Annotated in this window: 9 protein-coding genes; 1 reads left to right on the forward strand and 8 read right to left on the reverse strand. The window is 74.1% G+C overall.

The window, feature by feature from the left end:
- Together CcI49_RS38380 and CcI49_RS44335 are read right to left on the reverse strand one after the other, a co-directional pair.
- Positions 1-917: beta-ketoacyl synthase N-terminal-like domain-containing protein (locus CcI49_RS38380; RefSeq protein WP_198955753.1), on the reverse strand; the 917-nt coding region annotated here is incomplete at its 3' end.
- Positions 918-996: 79 nt separating this feature from the next.
- Positions 997-10,356, reverse strand: coding sequence for a type I polyketide synthase (locus CcI49_RS44335; RefSeq protein WP_083749975.1), 9,360 nt, complete (start codon positions 10,354-10,356; stop codon positions 997-999).
- 530 nt (positions 10,357-10,886) lie between these two features.
- Between CcI49_RS44335 and CcI49_RS38390 the strand changes: the two genes are divergently transcribed.
- A complete protein-coding gene (locus CcI49_RS38390; RefSeq protein WP_083749976.1) occupies positions 10,887-11,654 on the forward strand; it encodes an alpha/beta hydrolase in 768 nt (255 codons plus the stop codon).
- 24 nt (positions 11,655-11,678) lie between these two features.
- On the opposite strand, the gene CcI49_RS38395 is transcribed toward CcI49_RS38390, so the two are convergent.
- From CcI49_RS38395 to CcI49_RS38420, 6 genes are all read right to left on the reverse strand, one after another.
- Complete coding sequence (locus CcI49_RS38395; protein WP_054566398.1) at positions 11,679-12,500, reverse strand: glucose 1-dehydrogenase; 822 nt, start codon at positions 12,498-12,500, stop codon at positions 11,679-11,681.
- 108 nt (positions 12,501-12,608) lie between these two features.
- Positions 12,609-13,619 carry a LacI family DNA-binding transcriptional regulator gene (locus tag CcI49_RS38400; protein ID WP_076834601.1) on the reverse strand — a complete coding sequence of 337 codons (1,011 nt, stop codon included), beginning with the start codon at positions 13,617-13,619 and terminating at the stop codon, positions 12,609-12,611.
- 99 nt (positions 13,620-13,718) lie between these two features.
- Complete coding sequence (locus tag CcI49_RS38405) at positions 13,719-14,882, reverse strand: FAD-binding oxidoreductase (RefSeq protein WP_076834603.1); 1,164 nt, start codon at positions 14,880-14,882, stop codon at positions 13,719-13,721.
- Positions 14,883-15,148: 266 nt separating this feature from the next.
- Positions 15,149-17,812 carry an FxSxx-COOH system tetratricopeptide repeat protein gene (gene fxsT / locus CcI49_RS38410; RefSeq protein ID WP_076834606.1) on the reverse strand — a complete coding sequence of 888 codons (2,664 nt, stop codon included), beginning with the start codon at positions 17,810-17,812 and terminating at the stop codon, positions 15,149-15,151.
- A 57-nt stretch (positions 17,813-17,869) separates the two neighbouring features.
- Positions 17,870-20,659 carry an AMP-binding protein gene (locus CcI49_RS38415; RefSeq protein ID WP_347280176.1) on the reverse strand — a complete coding sequence of 930 codons (2,790 nt, stop codon included), beginning with the start codon at positions 20,657-20,659 and terminating at the stop codon, positions 17,870-17,872.
- A gap of 101 nt (positions 20,660-20,760) precedes the next feature.
- Positions 20,761-21,819: an ABC transporter ATP-binding protein gene (locus CcI49_RS38420; protein ID WP_054566394.1), complete on the reverse strand. Its 1,059-nt coding sequence runs from the start codon at positions 21,817-21,819 to the stop codon at positions 20,761-20,763.
- Positions 21,820-21,826 lie beyond the last annotated feature (7 nt).

Here is a 21,826-nt window from a genome sequence, read left to right on the forward strand (position 1 = left end):
TCCTGATTCACCGCCGAACCCCGCACCACACCCAACACCGACCGACCCGCCGCCACCGCATCCGACAACCGCTCCAACACCAACAGCCCCACCCCCTCACCCCACCCCGTCCCATCAGCCGAATCCGAGAAGGAGCGGCATCGGCCGTCGCGGGAGAAACCGCGTTGCCGGCTGAACTCGATGAAGTTCGTGGGCGTCGACATGACGGTCGCGCCACCGGCGAGGGCGAGGGTGCTCTCCCCCGAACGCAGCGACTGGCACGCCAGGTGGATCGCCACCAGCGACGACGAGCACGCCGTGTCCACCGTCACCGCCGGCCCCTGCAGGCCCAGCTGGTACGAGATTCGGCCGGAGGCCACGCTGCCGGCACTGCCGAGCGCGAGATGCCCTTCCAGCGCGGCCGCGGTCCGCGGCACCGCCGCGGACGCCAGGGCGTAGTCGCCGTACATGATTCCGGTGAAGACTCCGACCCGCTCACCATCCAGCGAGGTCGGGTCGATGCCGGCCCGCTCGAACGCCTCCCACCCCACCTCCAGCAGCAACCGCTGCTGCGGATCCATTGCCAACGCCTCCCGCGGCGAGATCCCGAAGAACGCCGCGTCGAAATCCGCCGCCCCCCGCAGGAACCCGCCGTGGCGGACGTAGCACTTCCCGACCGCGTCGGGATCCGGATCGTAGAGGCCGGCCAGGTCCCAGCCCCGGTCGGTGGGAAACTCGGTGATCGCGTCCCCGCCGGTGACGACCAGCTCCCAGAGGTCCTCCGGTGACTCCACCCCGCCGGGGAAGCGGCAGGCCATCCCCACGATGGCGATCGGCTCGGTCGCCGCGGCCGTCGCCCGCGCGAGCTGGCGCCGTGCCTCGACCAGCTCCGCGGTCGCGCGCCTGAGATAGCCCCGCAGCTTCTCCTCGTCGGTCACGCGGTCTCCCGTTTCGGCTGTGGTCGGAGCGCGGTACCGGCCGCGGGGGCCGGGTGCGGCGGGCAGGGCGGGCGCCGGCTCATGGCTCGTTGTCGATGAGCGCGAACAACTCGTCGTCCGAGGCGTTCTCCAGCGATGCGGGCACCGCGGGGACGTCCTCGCCGCCGGTGCGCGCCGACGGCGCCCAGGGCACCGGGGACATGGGGTACGCGGAGGGCACCGGAGGCTCGGGCTCCGCGGCGGCCTGTGGACCCTCGGTGGCGGGAACGACGTCGGCCAGCCGGTCCGCGAGATGCGCGGCGATCCTGGCGGCGGTCGGGAAGTCGAAGACCATCGTCGGGGCCAGCCGCAGCCCGGTGGCGGACCGCAGCCGGTCACGCAGCTCCACCGAGCCGAGCGAGTTCAGGCCGAGGGCCGCGAGCGGGCGCGCGGGATCGACGGCCTCCGGGCCGGAATGCGCGAGCACCGCGGCGACGCTGTCGCGCACCAGGTCGAGGATGAGTCCGCCCCGCCGTGCCGCGGGCGCCGCCGCGAGCTCCAGGAGGAAGGTGGCCTCGTCGGCCTCCGGCGACGTCCGACCCGCGTCGCCGCCGGCCCCGTAGCCATGGCCGTGGYCGGCCTGGCTGCCGTGGCCGGCCCGACCGGCGCTGAGGCGGGTACCGAGTCCGGGCCCCTCGCCCGGCGCGCGGACGAGACCCCGCAGCAGCGGGGGGACCGGGTGGGTGGCGGCGAGGCCCGCCAGGTCGAGGCGCGCCGCAACCACGTGCGGCGCGTCCAGACGCAGTGCCGCGTCGAAGAGCGCCAGGCCTGTCTCCGCCGGCATCGGCGCGACGCCGAGACGCCCCAGGCGGGCCAGGTCGGCCGTGCCGAGGTGCGCCGTCATCGCGCTGTCGGGCTCCCACAGGCCCCAGGCGATCGAGACCGCCGGCAGGCCATCCGCCCTCCGGCGCAGCGCCAGCGCGTCCAGGAAGGCGTTCGCGGCCGCGTAGTTGGCCTGGCCCGCGGTGCCGAGAGTGGCCGCGGCGGAGGAGAAGAGAACCAGCAGCGGCGGGTCGTCGCGGCCCGTCAGCTCGTGCAGGTTCCAGGCCGCCGCGGCCTTCGGGGCCAGCACGCGCTCGACCTGGTCCGGCGTCAGCGAGGTGACGGCCCCGTCGTCGAGCACGCCGGCGGCGTGCACGGCGACGGTGAGCGGGCGGTCCGCCGGGATCCGGGCGAGGACACCGGCGAGCGCGGGCCGGTCCGCCGCGTCGCAGGCGGCGATCTCCACGGTGGCGCCGCGCTCGGCGAGGTCCGCGACGAGGTCGCCCGCGCCGGGCGCCCGCGGCCCCCGGCGACTGGTGAGCAGCAGGTTCCGCGCCCCGTACCGGTCGACGAGATGACAGGCCAGCAGCCGGCCGAGCGTCCCGGTCCCGCCGATGATCAGCACCGTTCCGTCCGGGTCGATCCGGCCAGGACGCCCAGACGAGCCCACCGGCCGGGACGAGCCCGCGTCGGCGGGGTGGCGCAGGCGGGTGAGACGTGGCACCCGCAGTGCCCCGGCCCGCACCGCCAGCTCGGGTTCCCCGGTCGCGAGCGCGGCGGCGACCAGGGCCGGTGTGGGTGCGGTCGCCTCGTCCGGGTCCAGGTCCAGGAGCACCAGTCCTTTTGGATGCTCTGTCCGCGCGCTCCGCAGCAGGCCCCAGAGTGCCGCGGCGGCCGGCTCCACCCGTGCGCCGCTCGGCCCCGCCGGTCCGGCGGCCGATCCTGCCGGCCCGGCCGGATCGGCCGACAGCGCGCCGCGGGTGAGGACGACGAGGCGGCTGGTCTCGGATCGCTCGTCGGCGAACCAGCCGCGCAACTGGCCCAGCATGCGCTGGACCGCGTCCCGCGCCGCGGCGGCCGGCCCCGCGCGTTCCGCCTGGTTCTCCTGGTCCGTCTGGTCCGTCTGGTCCGTCGCGTCCAGGATCACGACCGGCGCCGTCTCGGGCCCCTCGACGAAGGCGATCAGATCAGCCGGTGCCGGCCGGGACAGTGCCTGATGGCGGCGCAGCCCCGCGGCGACGGGGCCGGTTCCCACCACCGTCCACTCCGGGTCGTCGGCGGCGGCCGAGCCTGAGGCGGCCAAGGCACCGGAGGCCGCGGAGCCGGAGCCGGAGCCGGGCGGTGCGGCAGTGGGCGGTGCGGCAGTGGGCGGTGCGGCAGTGGGCGGTGCGGTCCAGCGCAGACCGAGCAGCGGGTCACGGTCCTGTGCGGCGAGCTCCCGCAGCCGAGCGGTGGAGGTCGATCGCAGCACGAGCGCCTCCGCGTCCGCTACCGGCCGCCCCGCCGTGGACGCGATCGCCAGGGTGACGCCGTCCTCGCGAGGTGACAGCCGCACCCGAACGGCGGTCACCCCGGCGGTGTAGACGCGGACCCCCGCCCAGAGGAACGGCAGCCGGATCGCCGGCCCCTCCAGAGCGATCTCTCCTGCCGCGGACCCATCCGGCGCAGAGCTATCCGACGCCGAACCGTCCGACGAAGGCCTGGTCAGGGCGGGCCCGCTGAGCACGACCGGGTGCAGGGCGGCATCGAGCAGGGCCGGGTGCAGCAGGAAGCGCGGCGCCTCGGCGCTGCGTTCCGGCGGCAGCTCCACCTGGGCGAACAGAACGTCCCCGGCCCGCCACAGCTCCCGCAGGCCGCGGAAGGCCGGCCCGTATTCGTAGCCGGACGCCGCCAGCCGGTCGTAGGCGTCCCGCAGATCGACGGCGTCGGCGCCTTCCGGCGGCCAGTTCAACGCCCAGTCAGTGGTGGCCGGCCTGGTACCGCCGGGCCGGACCCGGCCGGCGGCGTGGCGGGTCCACGGCTCGCCGGGAATGCTGTCCGCCGGCCGTGAGTAGACGTCGACGGGGCGCGAACCGTCCGCGGCCGCGGCCGGCCCGAGAACCGCCTGGAGATCGAGGGCGCCGCGCTCAGGAAGCAGGCACGGCGCGTGCAGCGTCAGTTCGTCCAGGTGGCCGGGACCCAGGTGGCCGGGATCGGAGTCGGCGCCGGTTCCGACGGCGAGGGCGGCCTCGACGAAGGCACTTCCCGGGAGCAGGGGAACGCCGCTGACGGCATGGTCGGCGAGCCAGGGATGGGTGTTCCGCGACACCCGGCCGGCGAGCACGGACTCGTCCCGCCCGGCGACGTCCATCGCCGCGCCGAGCAGCGGGTGCCCCGTAGGAGCCCCGACCAGCCCGCTGGCGTCACCCGCCCCGGAACCACCCGCCCCGGAACCACCCACACCACCGTTGCCGTCACCGCTGCCGTTGCTGGACGCGACGCTGGCCGCGGCCGTGCCGTCCGGCGCCGCCAGCCAGTAGCGCTGGCGGTCGAAGGGATAGGTCGGCAGATCGACGACGCGGGCGGTGCCGCCGAACGCCGCCGACCAGTCCACCTCTCCGCCCGTGACGTGGAACCGGGCCACCGAGGTGAGGAAACGGTCCAGCCCGCCGTCGTCACGGTGCAGCGAGCCGGACGCGGAGCCCTCGGCGTCCGCTTCGTCCAACAGCTCCTCGACCGACAGCACCAACGCCGGATGCGGGCTCATCTCGACGAAGTGGCGGTAGCCCGCGCGGATCAGGGTGCGCACGGCGGCGTCGAAGCGCACCGGCTCACGCAGGTTGCGGAACCAGTAGTCCGCGTCCAGCAGGGTCGTGTCCAGGACGTCCCCGGTCACCGTCGAGACGAACGGGACCGGGCAGGCCCGGGCGTCGACCGCACCGAGGCGGCGTGGCAGGGGCTCCCGCAGCGGATCCACCGACGGTGAGTGCGACGCGTAGTCGACCGGGATCCGCCTGGCCTGGATCCCCTCGTCCTGCAGCGCGCGCACCAGGGCGTCCACCGGCCCGGGCTCACCGGCCACCACGGTCGACCGCGGCCCGTTGACCACCGCGACGTCCAGCCTGAGGTCGTCCGCCCCGAGCTCCCCGATGCGGCGACGGACCTCGGCGACCGGTAGCGGGACGAAGGCCATCGCGCCGCTGCCGGCGAGCGACTCGAGCAGCCGGCCGCGGACGGCGACCACCCGAGCGCCCTCCTCCAGCGTGAGCGCGCCGGCGATGGTGGCCGCGGCGATCTCTCCCTGGGAGTGGCCGACCACGGCGCCGGGCAGCACCCCGTAGCCGGCCCACAGCCGCGCGAGCGAAACCATCACCGCCCACAGCGCCGGCTGGACGACCGGCACCCGGTCGAGGGCCCGCGGGTCGCCCTCGCCGCGGATGACGTCGACGAGCGAGAAGTCGCAGTGCGGGGCCAGCGCCTCATGACATTCCGTCATCTGGTCGCGGAACACGCCCGAGGACGCGAACAGATCGGCCGCCATGCCGTGCCACTGCGATCCCTGGCCGGGGAACACGAACACCGGGGCCGCCGCGCCGGCCGACGCCGTACCCCGCACGACCGACGCCGCCGGGCCTGCGGTACCGGCCCGGCCAGGCGCCGACCCGGTGGCCTGCGGCGGCTCACCGTCCGCCAGGGTCCGCAGGCCGTGCAGGACGTCGACCCGGTCGCGCCCGAGCACCACCGCCCGATGGTCGAAGGCCGACCGGGTGCGGGCCAGGGAGAGTCCGATGTCCGGCAGGGCCAGGCCCCGGTCGCCGTCCTCCAGCACGGTGATCAGCTGCCGCGCCCGTGCCCGCAGCGCGGTCGGGCTGGCGGCGGCGAGCACCCAGGGCGTGGGACGCGGGCCGGTCGGATCAGGCAGACCCGATGAACCAGGCTTACCTGACGGGCCGGGCTCACCCGCCGGACCAGACGAGCCCGAGAGGCTGGGCGAGCGGGACGAGCTCGGATGTCCGGGCGTCTCGGCCAGGTCCAGAGCCGGTGGTGCGCCCTGCTCGATGATCACGTGGGCGTTCGTGCCGCTGATCCCGAAGGCCGAGACGCCCGCGCGGCGCGGGCGGTCCGTCGACGGCCAGTCGACCGCCGACGTCAGGAGCGACACCGCGCCGGCGGACCAGTCGACCCGCGGGGAGGGCGCGTCGAGGTGCCGGGTGGCCGGGAGCCGCCCCTGCTCCATCGCCCTGATCATCTTGATCACACCCGCGACACCCGCGGCGGCCTGGGTGTGGCCGATGTTGGACTTCAGCGACCCCAGCCACAGCGGCCGGTCGGCCGGGCGGTCCTGTCCGTATGTGGCGAGAAGGGCCGCCGCCTCGATCGGGTCCCCGAGCGCGGTACCGGTCCCGTGTGCCTCGACGGCGTCCACGTCCAGCGGGGTGAGGCCCGCGTTCGCGAGCGCGTCGCGGATCAGCCGCCGCTGCGCGCCCGGGCTGGGCGCCGTGAGTCCGTTGGACGCGCCGTCATGGTTCACCGCCGAGCCGCGCACCAGCGCGAGGACGCGATGGCCGCGCCGGATCGCGTCCGACCGCCGTTCCAGCACCAGCACACCGGCGCCCTCGCCCCAGGCGGTGCCGTCCGCCGCCGCGGCGAAGGACTTGCACCGCCCGTCCGGCGCCAGGCCCCGCTGGCGGGAGAACTGGACGAACAGGCCCGGGTTCGCCATCACCGTCGCGCCGCCGGCCAGCGCGAGCTCGCACTGGCCCGCCCGCAGCGCCTCGGCGGCGAGATGCAGCGCGACCAGCGAGGACGAGCACGCGGTGTCGACGGTGAGTGACGGGCCCTCGAGCCCGAGGGAGTAGGAGATCCGCCCGGACGCGACGCTGGCCAGCACGCCGGTCAGCAGATCGCCGCCGGCCCGCTCCGCCGGGGCGTAGAGCCGAGGGCCGTACTCCTGGGTCATGACTCCCACGTAGACGCCGACCTGCCGGCCGCGCAGCGACGCGGGGTCGACGCGGGCCCGTTCCAGCGCCTCCCAGCTCAGTTCGAGCAGCAGCCGCTGCTGCGGATCCATCGCCGCGGCCTCGCGCGGGGCGATGCGGAAGAAGGCGGCGTCGAACAGGTCCGCGTCGTGCAGGAAGTGGCCGTTCCGGGTGTAGCTCGTGCCCGGTCGGGTGGAGTCCGGGTCGTAGAGCCCGTCCAGATCCCAGCCCCGCCCGACCGGAAAGCCGGACACCGTGTCGACGCCGTCGACGACCGCGGCCCACAGCGCGTCCGGGCTGTCGATGCCGCCCGGGAAGCGGCAGCTCATCCCGACGATCGCGATCGGATCATCGTCGTCAACACCGGTGCCGGTGCCCAGGCCGCCCAAAGCGACGGCCTTCTCAGCCGCGCCCACCCCGGCCCTGGCCTCGGAGCGGCCGTTGCTGCCGGGGAGGGTGTGAACGGCGTCGGGCGCCGCGGCCCGTGTGCCCTCCCGCGCCCGGGTGTCTGGCGCGGCGTCATCCAGGGCCGTGCACAGGTGGGCGGCGAGCAGCTCCGGGGTCGGGAACTCGAAGACGAGCGCGGCGGCCAGCCGCAGCCCGGTCGCGAGGCCGAGCCGTTCCCGCAGCTCGACCGCCCCGAGCGAGTCGATGCCGAGCTCGACGAAGGTGCGGGCCGGCGCGACCGCGTCCGGGCTGTCGTGGCCGAGAACCCCGGCGACAGCCCGGCGCACGATCTCCCGGACGCGCTGCGCGTCGGCGGCCCGCCGCTCGCCGTGTCCCGGCGGCCCGGCCGGTGCCGGTCGTCCCGGCTCCGCGGTGGGCTCAGCCACCCCCGGAACCGCAGGCCCGGGCACCGGGACGGGTTCGGTTGTGATCGCGGATGCGGATGCCGGCTCGACCGCGGGCGCGGGCGCGGGTGTGGGTGTGGGTGTGGGTGTGGAGACGGGTATCGGTGCGGGCGCGGGCGGCTGGTGGGCTGCCGTCGGCGCCGGGTCCGGTCGCGGTGTGCCGAGCCAATGCCGTGACCGCGTGAACGCGTAGGTGGGCAGGTCGACGACGGAACCCGGCGGGTACCACGGGGACCAGTCGACGGGCGCGCCGTGGGCGTAGGCCTCGGCGGCCGCGCGCAGCACCCGGTGCGGCCCGCCCTCGCCACGCCGGAGCGTCCCGAGCGCGGCCCCGTCGACCGCCACGGCGGACAGCGCGTCGCGAACCTTCCCGGTCAGCACCGGGTGCGGGCTCACCTCCAGGAACAGCCGGTGCCCCGCGTCCACCAGATGTCGGGCCGCCTCGTCGAAGCGGGCGGCGCCGCGCGGACCGGTCTCCCAGTAGTCCGCGTCCAGCTCGGCCGGGCCGAGCGGACCGCCCGTGCCGGACGACACGAACGGAACAGCGCACCCGCCCGGACGGATGGGGACGGCCGCACGGCCGCCCCGCGCCACCACCCGAGCCGCGTCCGAGAGCGACAGGCCGCCGGCGACGGTCGCCGCCGCGATCTCCCCGTCGGCTTGCCCGAGCACTGCCGCGGGCCGCACCCCCACCGACCGCCACACCGCGGCCAGCGAGACCGTCACCGCCCACAGCGCCACCCGGGCGACGTCAGCCCGCGGCTCTCCCCCGCCCTCCCCGGGCCCCCGCTGGTCGCCGGCACGCAGGAGGTCAATGATCGAGAAGTCGGTGAAGGGCTCGAGCGCCTGGTCGCACTCGGCCAGCCGTTCCCCGAACACCCGGGACGTCGCCAGCAGTTCGGCGGCCATGCCGCCCCACTGCGAGCCCTGACCGGGAAAGACCAGGACCGGCTGCCGCCCCGCCCGGTGGGCGGCCCCCACCAGGACGTCATCGTCCGGCCGCCCGGCGGCCAGGGCTGCGAGGCCGGCACACAGGTCGTCGCGGGCCGCGCCGAGCACGACCGCCCGGGTACGGAACGCGGAGCGGGTCGTGAGCAGCGACCGTCCCACCGTGACCGCGTCGTGGTCGGGCCGGCGGTCGAGCAGGTCGAGCAGGCGGGCGGCCTGGGCCCGCAGCGCGTCCGCGGACCGCGCGGACACGACCCATGGCAGCACGGCTCCCGGCTCGACATCCTCGTGCCCGGTCTCTCGCCGATCCGGCCGATCGTCGGCGCGTGCCGCCGAGCGGYCGGCGCGTACCGCCGAATGCGGCGCAGGCGCGGGCGGCGAGGACACCACCGGCGAGCGCCGCACCGCAGTCGCGGGTACGGGCGGCGCAGGCGTGGGCGGCTCGGCGACGACCAGGTGGCAGTTGGTGCCGCCGACGCCGAAGGAGCTGACCCCCGCGACGAGCGGCCGCTCCGGGGCCGGCCAGGGCGCGGATGACACGTTCACCCGCAGGCCGAGCAGGTCCAGCGGGAGCCGAGCCCCCGGCCGGGTGAAGTGCAGGCTCGCGGGCAGCGCGCGGTTGCCGATCGAGAGCGCCGTCTTGATCAGCCCGGCGATGCCGGCCGCGGCCTCCAGATGCCCGATGTTGGTCTTCACCGAGCCCACCGGGAGCCGCGCGCCAGGCGCGCGCCCGGCGCCGGCGCCGAGCACCGCTCCCAACGCCTCGGCCTCGACCGGATCCCCGACCGCCGTCCCGGTTCCGTGCAGCTCGACATACTGCACCTCGGCCGGCGGCACGCCCGCGGCCGCACAGGCCCGCCGCAGGACGTCCCGCTGCGCCCGCACGCTCGGCACCGCCAGCGGACCGTCACCGCCGTCGTTGCCGACCGCGCCGCCGAGGATCACACAGTGGATCCGGTCGCCGGCGGCCACGGCGTCGTCGAGCCGGCGCAGGACGACCATCCCGCCGCCCTCGCCGCGCACGAAGCCGTTCGCCCGCTCGTCGAAGGCGAAGCACCGACCGTCGGGGGAGAGCGCGCCGAGGCCGCGCATCCGCAGCGTGCTCTCGGGGGCGAGGTTGAGCTGGACCCCACCGGCGAGCGCGAGGTCCGACTCGCCGCGCCGCAGGCTCTCACAGGCCAGGTGCACGGCCACCAGCGACGAGGACTGCGCGGTGTCGACGGTCATGCTCGGCCCGCTCAGGCCCAGCGCATGGCACACCCGGTTCGAGATGAGCGCCGCCGACAGTCCGGTCGCGAGGTACCTGTCGGACGGCCCCGGGGCCTGTCGCGCGGCGAGCAGCGCATAGTCCTCCCCGGTCGCCCCGACGAAGACACCCGTCCGGGAGCCGCGCAGCCCGTCCGGCGCCCGGCGCGACTCCTCCAGCGCCTCCCACGCCAGTTCCAGGACGAGCCGCTGCCGCGGGTCCATGGCGTCGGCCTCTCTCGGCGAGACACCGAAGAAGTCCGCGTCGAAGTGATCGACGTGCTCCAGGAACCCGCCGACGCCGACCAGGTTGGGCCAGTCATCTCCGGCAGCTCCGGCAGCTCCTGCGACCCCGGCATCTCCGGCGTCTACCGCGTCTCCGGAGCGCCCGAGTGGACCGATCTGGCCGGCGGGTCCGGGCCGTTCTCCGCGGTCGGCCTGGCCGGCCGCGGTGCCACGGGCCGGACCCGGCTCCGCGACCGCGTCGACGCCATTGATCAGCAACTGCCAGTACGCATCCGGATCGGCGGCGCCGGGCAGTCGGCAGGAGAGGCCGACCACCGCGATCGCGGACACAGCCGGCCCAGGGTCTGCCCCGGTCACCTCCGACCGCGCCGTCTCCCCGCGGACCGTCATCGTGTCAGCCTCTCCATCCCGGGGCGGGCGCCGCCTGGCCCGGGCAGGCAAAGGCGGAGGCGCGCACGATGATTTCCCCGCGATCCATCTGACACTCGATTTCCTGAACACCGCGGGATGGATCGCGGAAACAGCCGGGTGGATCGCGGCCGAATCCAGGGCGTGCCGGACGAGAATCACCCTACAAATCACCGGTCGCCAGCGCTTCCCGAAACACCTGTTCCCGGCACCTGGAACCGGTATCTCGATCGCACGATCGGCGGCACTAATCCGATCTCCCCGCCGGCCGGTGGATCGACCCTCCGCACCGTGCCCGCCGCTCGGACGTCACACCGCGACCGTCCGTCGCGGGCCGCCCCACCGGTGCCCGCTCCTTCAGCCGCCGCTGGCAGCGGCCGCAGCGCGATCCAGGCCGTCGGGCCAGCACCACCGCGGCTGTGCGATGCCACGGGCACGGCAGCCTCGGCCTGGCGGCTCTGGCTTGGCGGCTCTGGCTTGGGCGTGGTGGGATCCGGGCGCCAGGGGACGTTATGCTGGAATATGACGACGTGACCATTGTTCTCGTTCATGGCGTTCCGGAGACAGCGGAGATCTGGGACGGCGTCCGGGAGTGCCTCGACCTCCCGTCGGTGGCCGTGGAGCTGGCCGGCTTCGGGACGGCGACGCCGCCGGGTTTCGCCGGCGGCAGAGACGCGCAGGTGGCCTGGATCCTTCAGCAGCTCGACGCGGTCCCAGGTCCGATCGACATCATCGGGCACGACTGGGGATCACTGCTGACGCTGCGGATCGCCACGGCGTACCCGGAGCGGGTGCGCAGCTGGGCCATCGACGTCGCCGCCGTCTCCCACCGTGACTACGTGTGGCAGGACTATGCGCAGGTGTGGCAGACCCCGGGCGACGGTGAGGAGTGGATGGAGAGGTTGCTCGCGGTCCCCATCGACGACCCGGCCAACTTTTTCGCCCTGCTCGCGTATGTCGGCGTACCGCCCGCGGAGTGCCGCCGGATGGCCACCCGTTTCGACGCCACGATGGCCACGGCCATTCTCGACCTTTATCGCTCCGCGATGCCGAATGTGCACACCGGCTGGGAGGCGGCGTCGGCCGGCCGGTCAGCCCGGCCCGGGCTGATCCTGCAGCCGACCGCGGATCCCACCGACGACGCCGACCTCTCCGCCCAGGTGGCGCAGGCGCTCGGCGCGGACACCCTGCGCTTGGAAGGCCTCAACCACTTCTGGATGGTCGAGGACCCGTCGGCCGGCGCGGCCGCGATCACCCAGTGGGTCTCCCGCCAGGCGTAAGGCCCGCCCGGGAGTTCCGAGCCGTCAGGCGTAGTAGTAACCGCCGTCGACGAGGATCTGTTGGCCGGTGATGAAGCCGGCGGCCGGGGTGGCCAGGAAGAGGATCACCATGGCCAGGTCGTCGGCGTAGCCCATCCGGCCCAGCGGCCGGCCGGTTGCCCGTCCCATGATCTCGGCCATCATCTCGGGTGGGAACAACGGATGCGCGCTGACCTGGTCCCGGCCCTCGGTGAGGATGCCCCCGGGACCCGCGCCGTTGACCCGGATCCCCTTGGGACCCCAGGTGATCGCCATGTCGCGGGTCAGGCTGTCGACCGCGCCCTTCGTCGCGTGGTAGGCCGCGAGCCCACCGAAGGGCGGCCGGACCCCGCCGAGCGACGAGACGTTGACGATCGAGCCGCCGGGCCTCATCACCTCGGCCGCCGCGGCGGAGAGGAACAGCAGTCCCTTGACGTTGACCGCGAACAACTGGTCGACCAGCGCGGGGTCGAGCGCGTCCAGCGGCGTCGGCTGGAAGGTTCCGGCGTTGTTCACGAGAACGTCGAGCCGGCCGAGCTCCGCGATGGTCCGCTCGATCATCGGGCGATGCTGCTCGACGTCGCCGACGTCCGCGGGAAGCGCGAGCACCGGCGGGCCGACTGTCCGCAGCTCGGCGACGGCCGCCGCCAGCGCGGCCTCGTCGATGTCGTTCACGGCCACCGCCGCGCCGGCCTCCAGGAACCGGCGGGCGGTGGCGTAGCCGATCCCGCGGGCGCCGCCCGTCACGAGCGCCACCTTTCCGGTCACGTCGAAGGGCAGCGGCGGACGCAGCGGGGCGCCGGTGAGAAGATCGGTCGTGTCGGTCATATATCCAGTCTCCTCGAATCTGGATATAATATCTATTATTGAACGGCGATCCGCGGACGCGGGAGCTGCCTCCGTCACCGCCGATCGGGAGGCCGGGCTGCTCACCTGCTACCGGGACGCCCGCCCCAGGTCGGTGGAGCCGCGCGGCACCAGATCTGGTTCGAAGACCACATCGGCCGACCCGCCGGGGTTGTCGACGACGAGCTCGGCGGCGCGGCGGCCCATCTCGTACGAAGGCTGCGTGATCACCGATAGCCCGAGCGCGGTGGCCCAGGGGAAGTCGTCCGTCGTCAGGAAGGCGATGTCGTCGGGGATGGTGAGGCCGCGGCCGGTCAGCGCCGTGTGCACGGCGACGGTCAGGCGGCCGGTGGTGCAGACGATCGCGTCCAGTGGCGTGCCCCGGCCCCGGGCTCCGTCAAGCAGGGCAGCCACTGACCGTTCGGCCTCCCGCTCGGTCTCGGCGGAGGCCACCGCCTCCCCGGGCAGCGCCAGGCCGTGCTCGGCGAGGCACCGGCGCAGGCCCGCCACCCGTTCCCGCTGCGCCGGGCGGTCCCCGGAAGTGACCACGCCGATGGATGTCCGCCCGCGCCCGGCGAGATGCCCGGCCATCAGGGCTCCAGCGGCCGCGTCATCCAGCCGGATCGTGTGCAGGCCGGCCGGTGGGTTCACGAACCTGCGTGCGACGACCACACAGGGCGTGCCGCCCTCGGCCATCCGGCGGATGCGGGTGTCTGTCCGGTCCCCGGTCGTGACGATCAGGCCGCGCACCCGGTGCTCGTCCATCATCTGGATCAGAGCGGTCTCGTGGTCGCGCTGGCGGAACGTGTTGGCGAACATGACGAGGCTCCCGTTGGCGGCCGCGACGTCGTCGATCCCGCGGATCAGATCGAGGAAGAAGGGGCTGCTCAGGTCCCGCATGACCACGCCGATCGTGCTGGACCGGCCGGCGAACACGCTCCTGGTGAGCGCGTTGGGGGTGTAGTCGAGCCGGCGCACCGCCGCCCAGACCCTGCTGGCCGTCTCCTCGGTGACCGCACCGCCGTTGAGGACCCGGGAGACGGTGGCCGCCGAGACCCCGGCATCGGCGGCCACCTCGCCGATGGTCACTCGCTTCGCCATGGTCGCCGCGCGTCCTCCCTCCCACGGGCGGCGGAGCGCCTCCCACGGATAGCAGCGCGCGCCGCGACCGCACGCCGCTCGGCGACGGTCCCGACGCCGCTACGACGGTATCGCGCCGACCGCGGGGCCAGGCGCCGCCCGGAACCGCTCGAACCGGAAGGGTGCCAGGGCCTCGTCCCGGTCGAGGCCGAGCACCTCGTCCGCCACCAGACCACCCGCCTGCAGGCACAGCGTCACCCCGCTGTGCGAGACGGCGAAGTGGAAGTTCGGCAGGTCCGCCGCTCGTCCCAACACCGGCAGGCCGTCTCCGGGAATGGGCCGCTCGCCGATGCGGACGCCGTCCACGGCAGCGTCATGAGCCGCCGGGCACAGTGCCCGCCCGGCCTCGAGCAGACGCCGGACGGCTGTGTCGTCGGCGACGACCGGCCCGGTGTCGGAGGTTCGCACTGCCTCGTCCAGCGCGGGTGAGTGCATCAGCAGCCCCGCGGCGCCGTCCGGCCGCAGGTGGACGCGCGGGGCGTGTACGACCCGGGACACCGGCAGCGCCGCGGCTGACACGCGGACGAGCAGGCCGCAGGTGTTGCGCATCGGCAGGTCGAGGCCGACGAGTTCGGCGATCACGCCGGCACGGGGCCCGGCGCAGTTCACCACCGCCGCGACTGCCAGGGTTCGGCCCGATGCCATCCGGACGGCGCTCACCTGGCCGGCGGATGTCTCCAGGGCGACCACGCCGTCGCCGGTCAGCAGTTCGGCGCCATGGGCGGCGGCCACGGAAAGCAGGTAACTGATCAACCTTTCCGGCGCGACCCACCCCTCGTGGGGAAAGAAGGCGATCTCGTCAGCCGGCAGCCCGGCGGGGTCGATCCCCGGTTCGATGTCCGCCGCCTCGGACCTGCTCAGCCATCGGGCCTGGTAGCCGTCGTCGAGGAGCCCGGTCACCTTCGCCCGCAGCTTCTGGCGCGCCTCGTCGTCACCGGCCGCGGCCCACTGCAGGTTGCCGCTCTCGTGGTACCAGTCGGCCCTGGTCGCAACGGTCGCCTCGGCCGCCAGGCGCCGGTGTGCCGCCAGGCCGGCGACGTTGAGGTCCCGGTAGGGCCCGGCAGGCTTGGCCGAGGCGTTCGTCCACGAGAACGTCGCCCCCGAGGTGCCGTGCGCGGGCAGACCCGCCTCCACCACGACCACGCGTGCCCCCCGCCGTGCCAGCGAGGCGGCCACCGCAGCCCCGTACACACCAGCACCGATCACGATCACGTTCGCTGCCATACCCGTCCGTCCTTCCTCGACGTCATGCCGACGCGTGGTCCCGCACAGGCGAAGCGCATCGGATGTAACTAGTTTCAGAAACTAGTTTCACGGAGTCAAGCGGTCTTCTCGGGCGGATGTCCCACCCAGCGAGCGCCTCCCCCCCGGCGGCCGAGCATCACGGCTCGGCAGGTACGAACGAGACAGGACTGATCACAAAGCTCGCCACGATCAGTGGCGGACGTTCTGATCCCGATGCCAGCGCGGCCGGTGTCGCTCGGCCCCGCCTACGAAGGGGGCAGGGCCTGGTCGGCTGCCTGTCGTCGCGTCGCCGCCAGCGAGGCTGCGGCCTTCTGGGTGTATGGATGATCGTCGCCAAGCACCTGCCGGAGGCCGGAGAGCACCCTCTCCTCGAGTGCCTGGGCCGCCGGACTTTCACCCAGTGCGTGCAGCACACGTGCCAGATCCGCCGCGGACAGGAGCGTGGCCGGGTGATTCTCTCCGCGCATTCTCTGCTCTCGCGCCAGTACCGACTCGGTCAGCACTCGGGCCGCGGGATAGTCGCCGAGATCAAAAAGAACGTCAGCTAGCTCGGCGGACGCGATGATCATACGCGGGTGATCGTCGCCGACGACATCCCGGCCGCGGGCGAGCACGTCTTCGAGCAGAACCCGGGCTTCCTGGTGGGCGCCCACCGCCCGCATCACGCCGGCAAGGGTGACAGCCATACTCAACGTGTCGGGATGATCAGCACCAAGAATGCGCTCACTTCGGGTGATCGTCTCTTCCAGAAGGGTGCGCGCGCTACCGTGGTCGCCAGCGGACCGCAGCGTCTCGGCGAGATCCCACGCCGACCTCAACGTATGCGGATGGTCCTCACCGAGAACCGTCCGGCGGCGGGCCAGTACCGTTTCACCCAGCACGCGCCCCCCGTCGTGATCGCCGTTCGCGTCGAGTGTGTTCGCGAGGTCCGCCATGGCGGCCAGGGTGTCCGGATGGTTCTCACCGAGTACCTCCCGGCGGCGGGCCACCACCATTTCCCCCAACGCACGAGACTCCGCGTACTCACCCATGATCCGCAGCCTCTTCGCGAGGTGTGCCGCGGCGGTCAGGGTCCGAACATGGTCGTCGCCAAGGACCGCCCGACGGCCTGCCAGCACCCGCTCCTCCAGCGCTCGGGCTGCCGGATAGTCGCCCTGCATACCCAGCGTGTTGGCGAGACTGCCAGCGGCGGTCAGTGTGTCCGGGTGCTCGTCGCCGAAGATCTCCTGCCGGAGGGCGAGCACCTTCTCCTCCAGCGTGCGGGCCGCTGCCCAGTCGCCCAGGTCCCGCAGCGTCCCGGCGACATCGCTGGCGGCCTGCAGGGTGTCCTCGTGGCCCTCCCCGAGGCTGGCCCTCCAGCGCCGGTAGGTGTCACGGCCCAACGCCAGGCTGGCGTGGTAGTCGCCGGACACGCGCAGATATCGCCCCAGTCGCAGGATCAGACGACGGCCACCCTCCTCGTCGCTGTCAGCCAGGTCCGCCGCGAGCGCGTGCGGCAGCAGCTGAGCGTAGGTGGGCCAGCTGTCGGGCGAACCGGGGTCCCCAGAGGCGGCCACGACAAGCAGCCGATGCAGCGTGCGTCGGGCCGTGTCACGCAGGTCGGGTGGCGTGTGCTCCCGCAGCACGGCCTGGACCAGCCGGTGCAGCACCACACCCTCCGGGCTCACGCGGACGAGACCCACCGCGGTCAGGATCTGGATCAGCCGGCCCAGCAGAAGCGGGTCCGTCGCCGCGGGAGCCAGCGGGGGCGGCAGCAGCCCGACCGCGCCCGGACCGATGAGGGACGCGGGAATCGGCTCCGGCCCGCACAGTGCCCACAGCCGCAGGAGCCACACCGCGGCGGGATTGTCGAGTCGCTCGACGGCCAGCGTCCAGGTCGCCGCGACGGGCACCGGGTAGCTGACCGGCTTTCCCTCGCTGAGGACCTCTCGCGTGCGCTGCCCGACGAGCCCGCAGTACGTGTCGACGGCCATACCGGACCGGCTGAGCCACGCAGCCGCCTGCTCCACCGCCAGCGGCAGATCACCCAGAAGCTCCGCCACCCGACCGGCCGGTTCCTCCGGCAACCCGGGCAGCCGCCGGCGCAGCAGTCTCACCGCGTCGGTCCGCGGCAGCACGTCCACCAGGGCCGCGTCCGCCACCCCCAGCCAGGTCGGATCCCGGGACGTGACAAGCACATGCCCGCCGCGCCCAGCCGCCCGCAACACCGCGAGGAGCAGCGCCTCACCGCCGTCGTGTTTCGTGCCTTCGGGCGGCGCACCCGCGTTGTCGACCACGACAAGCCACCGTCCGGCCCCTCGTGCGCCGAGCAGATCGACCGCCCGGCTCGCCGACTCCGCCGCCCTGCCTTCGACGGCGACTCCCAGCCTGACCGCGAGCGCCGCCAGGCCGCCGACCAGTTCCGCGGGCCGCTCCGCTGCCACCCACCACACCAGGTCGTACTCGCCCCGGAAACGGTAGGCGTACTCGACCGCGAGCTGCGTCTTGCCGACCCCGCCAAGCCCGTACAGCACCTGCGCACAGGCGGCCCCCGAACGCGTCCCAGCAAGCCGCGTCCGCAGGCCAGCCAGCTCCTGTTCCCGCCCGACGAAGTTCGGATTCGGCGGCCACGGCACCTCGAACAGCGACTCCACCTGACCGGACGCGTCCAAGGTTTCCGTTCCGAACACCCTGTTCGCCGGATAGAGCGCCCCGGCGAGCGCAAGCAGACTCGCCCTGCCACCGACAAGCGCACCCGCGCGCAGCAGCCTGGAGACCTCCCCCCAGAACTGCTCAGCGCCCTGGACCGGCCAGGCCGGATGACGCCCCCGCCCCAGACCCGCCCATTCCAGCAACTGGCCAGCAGACACCGGATCGGCGAACGCCTCACCGAGTGCCCGGATCTGCTCAGGCGACAAGTCGTCCGCCACTCACCACCCCGCGAAGCCGACACGTACGCACCACGGCGCAGCCATCACCGACGGCGATCAGCATCCCACGTGGAGGTTGACCGGCGCGGCCTGCCGAGAGCTCCGCCGGCCGCCCCTACCCTCCTGCGCGCCTCCGACTGTCACATCCGACGTGCTGGGCCTTGCCGCGGACAGTGCACGCGGCGGCCAGCCCATGCGGCACAGCCGTACTGTGATCATCCAGGTACCGATACCGGCCCCGAGGCAACCGAACAGGACCACGAGCGGAGCCGCATGGGGCAGCGCCCGTTCATACACAGCGAAATGCGTCAGGTAGATGTACAGCGACGCGTTCGACACCGCCGCGGCGACGGCGACGGCCGCCCTCGGCAGCAGCAGACGTGGCAGGAACATCATCGCCAGCAGACCGGCGCCGACGATCGTCTCGCGGATCGCGTCGTCGAAGTAGCCCGGCAGCATCCCCGCCGCCACCGCGATGACGATCACTTTGCGCCGCGCGGTCGTCGCCCGCTGCGCGGCCCATCCGAGCACGAAGAACCAGAGCGCCCCATGGGTGACGTAGAGCCGGGTCGGAAACGCGCCGCTCACATCCGGGTCCGCGGCCAGGCTTGCGACCAGCGCCGCACCGAGCACGGCCATGGCCATGGCGAAGTCGTGCCGCTGTTCCAGGCGGCGCACGGCCGGGATCGCGAAGAGCGCGGCGAGTACCAGCAACGTCTGGACAAGGACCTCGACGAACCAGTAACCGGGCACCCCGTCGCGCACGTAGTTGTCGACGAGCAGCACGTTGGTCACCGAGCCCTCGCCGCTGGTGGCGATTCGCCCGGCGAGCCAGAGCATGGACGGGACGGCTATCCGCGCCGCGCTGCGCAGGAGCCGCCGGCTGACGCCGCGTCGCCCGGGGACGAGACCGAACCGGGCGAGGTTCCACCCGGCGGCGACAAGCAGCAGGTGCGCGCCACCGAGCAGGCTGAACAGCCCGATGTGGTTCGAGACGACGAGGACGATCGCCGCCGCGCGCAGCACGACGTCCACCTCGACGGCGCGCAGGCCGCGCGGCGCGCGAGCCCCGGCCGGGCCGACGTCGGTGGCGGGCTCGACCGCCATCCGTTCCAGCTCGCCGACGGGAATGGTCGGCCAGCCCGACGGGAGCCAGCCGAGGGCGCGCTCGATCTCCAGCGACAGCTGGACATAGGTGAGTGAGTCGCCGCCGAGGTCGACGAACGTCGCCGTGTCGGGAACCTCCGGCCGGTTCAGGACCTCGCCGAACCGGAGGCGCAGTCGCGTCGGGGGCATGTCCGTGGTCACCGGGTCCCCCGGCGCGGTGACCGCCGCGACCGCGGCGACCGCGGGATAGTCGACCTTCCCGTTCGGACGCCTGGGCAGCCCTGGGACGACCACCACCCGGGCCTGGCCGGCCGGGAGCCCGGTCTGGGCCTGGATCGCCGCAGCCACCTCGACCCGGATCTTCTCCGTGCGGGCCTGCCCGGTGCCGACCGGCTCGGTGCCGACCGGCTCGGTGCCGACCGGCTCGGTGCCGACCGGCTCGGCGTGGGTCGCGGTGGCCGCCGGCCCGGCGGGTTCGGTGGGGGCGGTGGGTTCGGTGGGGTCGACGACGGCGACGAGGACCTCGTCCACGCCGACGCAGGCCGCGGGGTATCCCAGCTCGGAGAGGAGCCGTTCCACGCGGTCGAGGTCGATCCGCAGGCCGAACGGTTTCACGAAGCGTGAGCCGCGACCGACCAGCTCGTAGAGCCCTCCCGGGCCTCGCCGGGCCAGGTCGCCGGTCGCGAGGGCGTCGACGACCTGGCCCGCCGCGAGGTCACGGGCGTGTTCGGCGTAGCCCATCATCACGTTCGGCCCGCGGTACACCAGCTCGCCCGGCCCATCCGCGGGGTCATCGCCGTCCGGGACGGTGGTGCCTGGAGCACTCGGGCGGGGACGCACGATCTCGAACGAGCCACCGGGGATGGGCCGGCCGATCGCACCCGGGTTGCTGGCGGCCAGCTCCGGCGGCAGGTATGCCATCCGGGCCGTCGCTTCGGTCTGGCCGTACATGACGAAGAACCGCCAGCCGCGGCGCTGCCCGAGCTCGGCCAGCTCCCGCACTCGGCGCGGCGGCAACGCGCCGCCGGCCTGCGTGACGTAGCGCAGGCTGGGCAGGTCCATCGCCGCGAAGCCGGCTCGTGCGAGCAGGTCAAAGGTGTACGGCACGCCGTGCAGGCTCGTCGCGCCGTGATCCCGGAACGTCGCCCAGAACGCCTCGTCGACGACCGACGTCCCGGGCAGCAGCAGGGCGGCGCCGCGCAGCAGGTTGCTGTTGATGACGGACAGGCCGTAGCAGTAGTGGAACGGCAGACTGACGGGTGCCCGGTCCGACGCCCGGATGTCGAGAACCGTGGCGATCGACTCGGCGTTGGCCTGCACACCCGTCGCCGACAGCCGCACCAGCTTCGGCGACCCGGTCGACCCGGAGGTGGACAGCAGCAGCGCGAGCGCCGGGTGCGGATCATGGGCCGAGCCCGGCCGCCGGTGCGCCAGCCGCCACCCGGGAGGGCCCTGGCGCAGCAGGACGTCCGGGTCGTAGACCGACACCAGCGGCTCGACGGACCGGCTGTCGGGGCCGCTGAACAGCACGGGGTGCCCGCCGGCCAGCGCCGCCAGGTAGGTGACCAGCGGCTCCAGCCCGTCCGAGGCAGCGATCATGACGAGTCGGCGTCCCGGCCCCAGCCGCGCGCCGACCTCGTCGACGCGGTCCGCCAGCTCGTCATAGGTGAGCGCCTGCCCGTCGGCGCCGACCACGGCGAGCGCGGAGCCGTGGCGGCGCAGGTCACGGGCGAACGGCACCCCGCACAGGGCACCGGCGTCAGCGTCAACGCCAGCCGCGACGCCGACGCCGGCGCCGCGGCCGATCCCGACGCCGGCCCCGGCAGCAACGCTGACGCCCGTCAAGTCGCGTCCGCATCCGCGGGAGCGGTCGCCGTCGCCGGGCCGCTGACACGCACCCCGACCCGCTGGCCTGCGGCCGGGAGGTGGTGCGCGGCGCAGCGGGCGGTGACGTCGACGTCGCCGGACGGGGTACCGACCCGCAGGGCGAGCAGACCGTCGGCGCCGCGGAAGTCGGCGGTCAGGACCGTCGCGTCGGTGTGCCCCGCGCCAGGCTCGGTGATCTCGACCTGCTCGGGGCGGAGGAAGACCCGGCCGGTCCCGTGCTGGTCGTGCCACAGTGGGACGGCACCCAGCGGGGTGTCGGCGACGGTGCCGCGCAGCGCCGCGGGAACCACCGTCAGATCGCCGACGAAGGCCGCGACCTGGTGGTCCACGGGCCGGTGGTAGAGGCCGGTCGGGGTGTCCTCCTGCAGGATCGCGCCGTCGCGGAGCAGGGCGACCCGGGAGGCGATGGACAGCGCCTCGACGCGGTCGTGCGTGACGAGGACCGTGGTGGTGCCGGTCGCGGCGAGCGCGGCGGTCACGGCCTGCCGGGTGGTGGCGCGCAGCTCCGGGTCCAGCGCGGAGAACGGCTCGTCGAGCAGGATGACGTCCGGCCGGGGGGCGAGGGCGCGGGCGAGCGCCACCCGCTGCTGCTCGCCGCCGGAAAGCTCGTGCGGGAACCGCCGGAGGTAACGCTCGGGGAGGCCGACGAGGTCCAGGAGCTCGCCGACATCGCGACGGTTCCGGCGCGACCGGCGCGCCCGCCAGGGCCAGCCGAAGGCTATGTTGCCGGCCACGGTGAGATGCGGGAAGAGGCTCCCTTCCTGGGTGACGTAGCCGATGCGACGCCGTTCCGGTGGGACCTGGCGGCCGGGGCCGGCGACGAGACGGTCGCCGATCGTGATCGTGCCGGCGTCGGGGCGGTCGAAGCCGGCGAGCAGCCGCAGCAGCGTGGTCTTGCCCGAACCCGAGCGCCCGACCAGGGCGGTGAGGCAGCCGGCGGGGACGGTCAGATCGACGCCGTCGAGCACCGTCTGGGCACCGTACGCCTTGCGTATGGCGGCGGCGCGCAGCACGTGGCCG

The sequence above is a fragment of the Frankia sp. CcI49 genome (assembly GCF_001983215.1).
GTDB classification, from domain to species: Bacteria; Actinomycetota; Actinomycetes; order Frankiales; family Frankiaceae; genus Parafrankia; species Parafrankia irregularis.

Bases quoted from the DNA above. Each gene is read 5' to 3' on its own strand.
- CcI49_RS38395 (WP_054566398.1), bottom strand. From the start codon at position 12,500: ATGACCGACACGACCGATCTTCTCACCGGCGCCCCGCTGCGTCCGCCG.
- CcI49_RS38400 (WP_076834601.1), bottom strand. From the start codon at position 13,619: ATGGCGAAGCGAGTGACCATCGGCGAGGTGGCCGCCGATGCCGGGGTC.
- CcI49_RS38390 (WP_083749976.1), top strand. From the start codon at position 10,887: ATGCTGGAATATGACGACGTGACCATTGTTCTCGTTCATGGCGTTCCG.
- CcI49_RS38405 (WP_076834603.1), bottom strand. From the start codon at position 14,882: ATGGCAGCGAACGTGATCGTGATCGGTGCTGGTGTGTACGGGGCTGCG.